Source organism: Streptomyces sp. NPDC058955, assembly GCF_042741435.1.
Lineage (GTDB): Bacteria > Actinomycetota > Actinomycetes > Streptomycetales > Streptomycetaceae > Streptomyces.
This window is the reverse complement of sequence record NZ_JBHYKM010000035.1, coordinates 60,330-66,832: the sequence shown is the minus strand read 5'-3', so window position 1 is coordinate 66,832 and position 6,503 is coordinate 60,330. Positions and strand designations below refer to the sequence as shown.

The following is a 6,503-nucleotide window of genomic DNA, read 5'->3' as shown; positions in this document are numbered from 1 at the left end:
CCCACGGCCGGGACCGGGTCCTCGCCGCCGGGGAGCCGACCCCGGGGCGCGCCCCGCGCGGGGGGGCGCGTGTGTCTCTGTGTCTTGTTTTTCGGTGTGTTGTCGCCTCCCCAACCCCCCCCCCGATCCTGTGCCCATGAGCGAGTCACAGGTCAAGCAGCAGAACACCAGCGCCTACCACGCGCAGGCCGTCATCTCCTTCGCGATCGCCCTCGCCGCCGTCGCGATCGGGATCTACCAGCTGGAGGCGAGCGCCTGGGTGCGGGCCTTCCTCGCGGTCTCCGTCCTCTACCTCACCACCTCCGCCTTCACGCTCGCCAAGGTGGTCCGCGACCGGCAGGAGTCGGAGCGGATCGTCAGCCGCGTCGACCAGGCCCGGCTGGAGAAGCTCCTCGCCGAGCACGACCCCTTCCAGCAGAAGCTCTGAGCCCGGCCGCCGGAGATCGGAAGTCTCGATCTCTAAGCGCTTGCTCAGCTTCGTTGTATGGTGTTCGTCCTGACCGGTCCGAGGAGGAGTGTGGGATGAGCACGGCGGAGCAGACGCCCGGCGGCGAGGACGTGACCTGGGGCGAGGTCGCGCCCGAGGCCGCCCGGAGGCTGCTGGTCGCGGCCGTCGAGGCGTTCGCCGAACGCGGCTACCACGCCACCACCACCCGCGACATCGCCGGCCGGGCCGGGATGAGCCCGGCGGCGCTGTACATCCACTACAAGACCAAGGAAGAGCTGCTCCACCGGATCAGCCGCATCGGCCACGACAAGGCCCTGGAGATCCTCCGGGCCGCCGAGGTCCGCGACGGCGCGCCCTCCGAGCGGCTGGCCGACGCCGTCCGCTCCTTCGTCCGCTGGCACGCCGAGCGCCACACCACCGCCCGGGTCGTCCAGTACGAGCTGGACGCGCTCGGCCCCGAGCACCGTGCCGAGATCGTGGAGCTGCGCCGGGGGACCGAGGCGACCGTGCGCCGGATCATCGAGGAGGGCGTGGCGGCCGGCGAGTTCGACGTGGCCGACCCGTCGGGCACCACCGTCGCGGTGCTGTCGCTCTGCATCGACGTGGCCCGGTGGTTCAACGTCCAGGGCCGCCGGACGCCCGACGAGGTCGGCGCCTTCTACGCCGACCTCGTGCTCCGCATGGTGGGGCACCGGGTTCAGAAGTAGTAGCGCGAGACGGACTCGGCGACGCACACCGGCTTGTCGCCGCCCTCGCGCTCCACGGTCACCTTCGCGGTGACCTGCACCCCGCCGCCGGCCTCCTCCACCCGCGTGAGGACCGCCGTGGCGCGCAGCCGCGAGCCGACCGGCACGGGGGCGGGGAAGCGCACCTTCTCCGTGCCGTAGTTGAGGCCCATCTTCATGCCCTCCACCCGCAGCACCTGCGGCACGAAGAGCGGCAGCAGCGAGAGGGTCAGATAGCCGTGCGCGATCGTCCTGCCGAAGGGGCCCGAGGCGGCGCGCTCCGGGTCCACGTGGATCCACTGGTGGTCGCCGGTGGCCTCGGCGAACAGGTCGATCCGCTTCTGGTCGATCTCCAGCCAGTCGCTGTGCCCCAGCTGCTCGCCGACCCCCGCGCGCAGCTCCTCGGCGGAGGTGAAGATCCTCGGCTCGGCCATGTCCCTGGTCCCTTCTCGTACGACATACCCAACGGTTTGTGTCTAAGCGCTTGCTCAGCATGTGGGGTGGGGGTCGCGCTGTCAACGGACCAGTAGGGTTCGAGGGGTGCCGCAGATTCCAGAGAAGATCCACGAGCTCACCGTCGGCCAGCTCTCCGCCCGCAGCGGCGCCGCCGTCTCCGCCCTTCACTTCTACGAGTCGAAGGGGCTCATCGGCAGCCGCCGCACCGCCGGCAACCAGCGCCGTTACGGGCGCGACGCGCTGCGCCGGGTCGCCTTCATCCGCGCCGCCCAGCGCGTCGGCATCCCTCTCGCCACCATCCGCGACGCCCTCGCCGAACTGCCGGAGGAGCGCACGCCGACCCGCGACGACTGGTCCCGGCTCTCCGCCACCTGGCGGGCCGAACTCGACGACCGCATCAAGCAGCTCGGCCGGCTCCGCGACCACCTGACGGACTGCATCGGCTGCGGCTGCCTCTCCCTGGAGACCTGCGTCCTCTCCAACCCCGACGACGTCTTCGGCGAACGCATGGCCGGCTCCCGGCTGCTGCCGCTGCGCCGCGAGACCGACGCCGAGTCCGAGGCCGCGGGCGACTAGAACGAGCCGGACAGCGCGGCCCGCACCTGCTCCGCCGTGGAGCCGGCGCGGGTCCCGTCCGGCAGCAGAAGGGTGTCCTCCAGCCCGATCCGGCCGGCCAGACCCAGCCGCCGCGCCAGCCGCAGCACCGGCCAGGCCGCCGCGCCGGTCCCGTACACCAGCACGGGTGCCCCGCCGCACCGGCCCGCCGGTGCCCGACCCCACCGCCCGGTCGGCCCATCCGCCCCGGTCGGCCCATCCGCCCCGGCCATGAGCGCGCGCAGCCACGCCACGAGGTCGTCGACCGGCGCGGTCGGCGCGGGCCCGTTCGCGTCCCCCGTCCCGGCCGGCACCTCGACCGCGATCCGTCGGACCCGGGGCGCCAGTGGGGAGCGGGTGAACAGGGCGGGGCCCGGGGTGTCGGGGCGCAGGCCCGCCTCCACCGCCACCCCGCGTGCCAGCAGCGCCGCCGCCGTCTCCTCGGCGCCCGGCTCGTGCCAGGGCACCCAGGCCCGTTCCGGCAGCGCCTCCCAGGAGCGGATCCGCGCGACCCGCCGCTCGGGGTCGGGCTCGGCCCACGCGTCCGCCGGCACCGTCACCGGGACGCGGACGCGTCCCCGTACCGCCGTCAGGGCGGGTCCCACCACCCGGGGCGAGAGCGAACCGGCGCCGCAGGACGTCCGGGGCCGGAGCCGCACCTCGTGGGCGCCCGCCGCCACCGCCTCCGCCGCGGCCCCGGCGAGCGCCGCCGGATCGTGCGGCACCGCCGCCGACTCCCCGGGCCCGCGCGTGCCGTTCAGCGCCGCCTGGAGCGGGTGGGCCGCTCCCGGCCGGGTCACGCCGCGGGGACCAGCGGGCGGCCGCGTACCTCCCGGGCCCGGGCCAGCGCCCCCGGGGTGAGGACCGCCCGGGGCACCTCGACCCCGCAGTCCGCGCACACCGGGCCGTACCAGGTCTCCTCGCCCGAGCCGCCGCCCCACGCGATCCGCGCCCCCGCGCAGACCGGGCACGCCTCGCCCGGGTCGTCCTCCAGCGCCGTGACCAGCCGCCGCACCACCTCCGGCAGCGGATCCGACGGATGGACGGCCGGATCGCCGCACCGCACCACCCCGTTGCCACCCCACACGTCCCGGTGCCAGTCGTCCGGCGCCCCCAGGCCGCGCAGCCCGCCGTGCTTCTCGCGCCGGCGCCGGGCGGCGAACTCCCGCTCGTACGCCAGCCAGACCGACCGCGCCTCCTCCAGCTCCTCCAGGGCGGCCACCAGCCGCGCCGGATCGAGCTCCCGGTCGTCGGGTCCGAACCCGTGCCTGCGGCACAGATGGTCCCAGGTCGCCCGGTGCCCGTAGGGGGCGAACCGCTCCAGGCACTTGCGCAGCGAGTATCTGCGCAGTGCCGTGTCGCACCCCTGATCGCGCACCTGTCTCGCGAGACTCCGGAAACCGGCCATCGCTCGCCACCTCCGTCGCTGGTCCTTCGCGGTCCTTCGCGCATCCGCGGTACCAGAGGGACGAACGGCGGCGCCCCCGTGTTCCGCCCCTCGGCGGAACGGGCGTCTTCTGGCGAGAAGACGCCACCGGGGTCGGGCTACCGGCGGCCGATCCGGGCCGCCGAGACCACCACCCCGGCCAGCTCCGGCCGCCGGATGTCGCTGTGCGAGCGGACCGCCTCCGCCGCGTCCACGCTCACGCAGCCCGAGGCCGGAACCCCGTCCCGCAGCACCGTGGCCAGCGTCCGCCGCGCCGCCCCCGGCACGCCCTGGACACCGTCCCACCCGATCGCGCCCCACCGCGGATCGCGCGCCACCAGCCGCCCCAGCGGCTCCGCGAGCGACGCCGAGTCCCGGGCCGCCCGGGAGGCCAGCGGATACAGCAGCCCGAGCGCGGTGTCGTGCCGCGAGTGGCAGGCCACCAGCGGGCCCCGCACCCGCAGCTGCAGATCCTTCAGCGCACCCGCCCGGCCCGGGTCGTGCGGCAGCCGGGCGGCGAACGCGTAGTGCGAGAAGGCGCCCTGGAGCAGCGTCATCGAACGGACCGGCCGCAGCGCCCCCGGCAGCCCGCGCAGCGCGTACGCCACGAGCCGGGCGCCCATGCTGTGCCCCACCAGGTGGACCCGCAGCCCCGGCGCGGACCGCGCCACCTCGGCGAGCAGCGGCCCGAGCCCGCGCTCGCCGACCTGCCCCGCCCGCTTCTTCATCACGTAGTACGCCGCCTGCCGCAGCGCCTCGCGGCCGCCCTTCCACAGCCGGCCGAGCCCGTCCCCGGCCCCGAGCAGCGCCTCCGGCACCTCCGCCTCCAGCGCCCCGGTGAAGACGGCACAGGTCTCCACCGGATCGGCGAGCAGGAAGTCCGGCACCCGCCCGTCCGCGGCGACCCCCGCGCCGTCCACGTCCGCCAGCTCCCGCAGCAGCGCCCCGAACTCCGCGAACGCCTCCTCCTCCGCCGGCGCCAGCGCCACCAGCTCGGTCAGCCGGACGACCGTCCGCTCCTTCTCCGGCAGCGTCGTCACCAGCGCCCGGAAGTCCGGCACCGGCTCGTCGGTGAACATCATCGAGGGCCACACCACGCCCGCGTACCCCGCCTCCACCCCCGGGGCCAGCAGCCCCGGGAACGGCGCGAAGAAGTCCGAGTACAGCCGGGTGGCCCCGGACGGCGAGTTGTTCCAGCCGTGCGCGAACACCACCAGATCCGTCACCCCCCGCCGCGCCAGCGCGACCAGCTCGGCCGCCTGTCCGGCCGGACCGTCCCCGTCCTTGTCGAAGACGATCTCCCGGTACGGATCCACACTCATCCCGCTCACGGCCCGCCCGTCCCTCCCCGTCGAGGAAGCGCCCAGGGGTCCGCGTCCCGCAACCCCTGGGCAGCATGCCCGGATCCGGCCATTCTCAGACCTCGGCGGCGCGTTCGCGGCCTTCGGAGGGGACCCCGATCACCGGTACAGCAGATGCTCCCGCCGCACCGCCCGGAAGGCCGTCAGGTCGTCGGTCCAGGCGGCCGCGATCGTGTCGGTGTCCGCGCCCGCGTCGATCAGGGTGCGGACCCGGGTGGATCCGGTGAGCTTGTCGATCCAGTGGTCGGGGCGCCAGGCGAAGCCGGCCCAGGAGGCGCGGGCGGTGACCAGCAGGGCGATGCCGGTGCGGACCGGGTCGAAGGCCGCGCGGTCGTGGACGTGGAGCTGGACGCCGCCGACCGTGCGGCCCTGGAACTTGGAGAAGGTCGGGGCGAAGTACGCCTCGCGGAAGCGGACCCCGGGCAGCTCCAGGGCGTTCGCCGCCTCCGCCCAGCGGCGGTCGACGCCCTCCGCGCCGAGGAGTTCGAAGGGGCGGGTGGTGCCCCGGCCCTCGGAGAGGTTGGTGCCCTCGAAGAGACAGGTGCCGGAGTAGACGAGCGCGGTCTCCGGGGTCGGCATGTTCGGGCTGGGCGGCACCCACGGGAGCCCCGTGGCGTCGAAGAAGTCCGCGCGCCGCCAGCCCGTCATCCGTACCGTCTCCAGCTCCACCGGCCGGGCCAGGAACTCGGCGTTGAAGAGAAGGGCCAGCTCCGCCACCGTCATCCCGTGCGCCTGCGCGATCGGCTCGCGCCCGACGAAGGTGGCGAAGGCCCGGTCCAGGACCGGGCCGAGGGCCGCCCGGCCGCTCACCGGGTTCGGCCGGTCCAGGACGACGAACCGCTTCCCGGCCAGCTCCGCCGCCACCATGCAGTCGTAGAGCGTCCAGATGTACGTGTAGAAGCGGGCGCCCGCGTCCTGGATGTCGAAGACGACCGTGTCGACGCCGGACGCGGTGAAGACGTCCGCCAGCGGCCGCCCGCTCTTCAGATACGTGTCGTAGACCGGCAGTCCGGTCGCCGGGTCGTCGTACCGGCCCTCCGAACCGCCCGCCTGCGCGGTGCCCCGGAAGCCGTGCTCGGGGCCGAACACGGCCACCAGGTCCACCCGTTCGTCGGCGTGCATCACGTCCACCAGGTGCCGGGCGTCCGGGGTGATCCCGGTCGGGTTGGTGACGACGCCGACCCGCTCGCCGGCCAGCAGGGCGTACCCGTCCGCCGCCAGCCGCTCGAACCCGGTCCGTACGCGCGCGTGCCCCCGCCCGGGGTCGGCCGCGGCGGGGGAGGCCGTCACGGCCAGCGCCCCTCCGGCGGTCAGCGCCCCTCCGGCCGCCAGCAGATCCCGACGCGACAGCTTCATCCGCCTCATGCGTGACATGGGCAGGCAGGCTAGCGCTCCTGACGGCCCGGGGGAACGAGGCGTGCGGAAGCCGCGCGCCGCGGTCGCCGGGTCTTCCACCGCTCCATACCGACCGGTTAGTCTGCCGGAGTCATCCG

Annotated in this window: 8 protein-coding genes; 3 read left to right on the top strand and 5 right to left on the bottom strand. The window is 75.0% G+C overall.

Annotated features, from left to right (window positions below; translation table 11 throughout):
* Positions 1-136 precede the first annotated feature (136 nt).
* Both ACFW1I_RS16430 and ACFW1I_RS16425 read left to right on the top strand, forming a co-directional pair.
* Positions 137-427 carry a YiaA/YiaB family inner membrane protein gene (locus ACFW1I_RS16430; RefSeq protein ID WP_031011185.1) on the top strand — a complete coding sequence of 97 codons (291 nt, stop codon included), beginning with the start codon at positions 137-139 and terminating at the stop codon, positions 425-427.
* Positions 428-522: 95 nt separating this feature from the next.
* A complete protein-coding gene (locus ACFW1I_RS16425; RefSeq protein ID WP_384670256.1) occupies positions 523-1,155 on the top strand; it encodes a TetR/AcrR family transcriptional regulator in 633 nt (210 codons plus the stop codon).
* On the opposite strand, the gene ACFW1I_RS16420 is transcribed toward ACFW1I_RS16425, so the two are convergent.
* Positions 1,146-1,607, bottom strand: coding sequence for a MaoC family dehydratase (locus ACFW1I_RS16420; protein ID WP_384670254.1), 462 nt, complete (start codon positions 1,605-1,607; stop codon positions 1,146-1,148). The genes ACFW1I_RS16425 and ACFW1I_RS16420 overlap by 10 nt on opposite strands.
* A gap of 106 nt (positions 1,608-1,713) precedes the next feature.
* Between ACFW1I_RS16420 and soxR the strand changes: the two genes are divergently transcribed.
* Positions 1,714-2,205 carry a redox-sensitive transcriptional activator SoxR gene (soxR, locus tag ACFW1I_RS16415; RefSeq protein ID WP_384670252.1) on the top strand — a complete coding sequence of 164 codons (492 nt, stop codon included), beginning with the start codon at positions 1,714-1,716 and terminating at the stop codon, positions 2,203-2,205.
* On the opposite strand, the gene ACFW1I_RS16410 is transcribed toward soxR, so the two are convergent.
* The 4 genes from ACFW1I_RS16410 to ACFW1I_RS16395 all read right to left on the bottom strand — a co-directional run bounded on the left by ACFW1I_RS16410 (position 2,202) and on the right by ACFW1I_RS16395 (position 6,366).
* Complete coding sequence (locus ACFW1I_RS16410; RefSeq protein ID WP_384670250.1) at positions 2,202-3,023, bottom strand: 3-keto-5-aminohexanoate cleavage protein; 822 nt, start codon at positions 3,021-3,023, stop codon at positions 2,202-2,204. The genes soxR and ACFW1I_RS16410 overlap by 4 nt on opposite strands.
* Positions 3,020-3,631: a hypothetical protein gene (locus tag ACFW1I_RS16405; protein WP_384670248.1), complete on the bottom strand. Its 612-nt coding sequence runs from the start codon at positions 3,629-3,631 to the stop codon at positions 3,020-3,022. The genes ACFW1I_RS16410 and ACFW1I_RS16405 overlap by 4 nt, the downstream gene beginning before the upstream one ends.
* A 137-nt stretch (positions 3,632-3,768) precedes the next feature.
* Positions 3,769-4,971, bottom strand: coding sequence for a serine-threonine protein kinase (locus tag ACFW1I_RS16400; protein ID WP_384670270.1), 1,203 nt, complete (start codon positions 4,969-4,971; stop codon positions 3,769-3,771).
* A gap of 138 nt (positions 4,972-5,109) precedes the next feature.
* The gene (locus ACFW1I_RS16395; protein WP_384670268.1) at positions 5,110-6,366 is read right to left on the bottom strand and encodes an exo-beta-N-acetylmuramidase NamZ domain-containing protein; all 1,257 of its coding nucleotides are present in this window, start codon (positions 6,364-6,366) and stop codon (positions 5,110-5,112) included.
* Between the last annotated feature and the right edge of the window lie 137 nt (positions 6,367-6,503).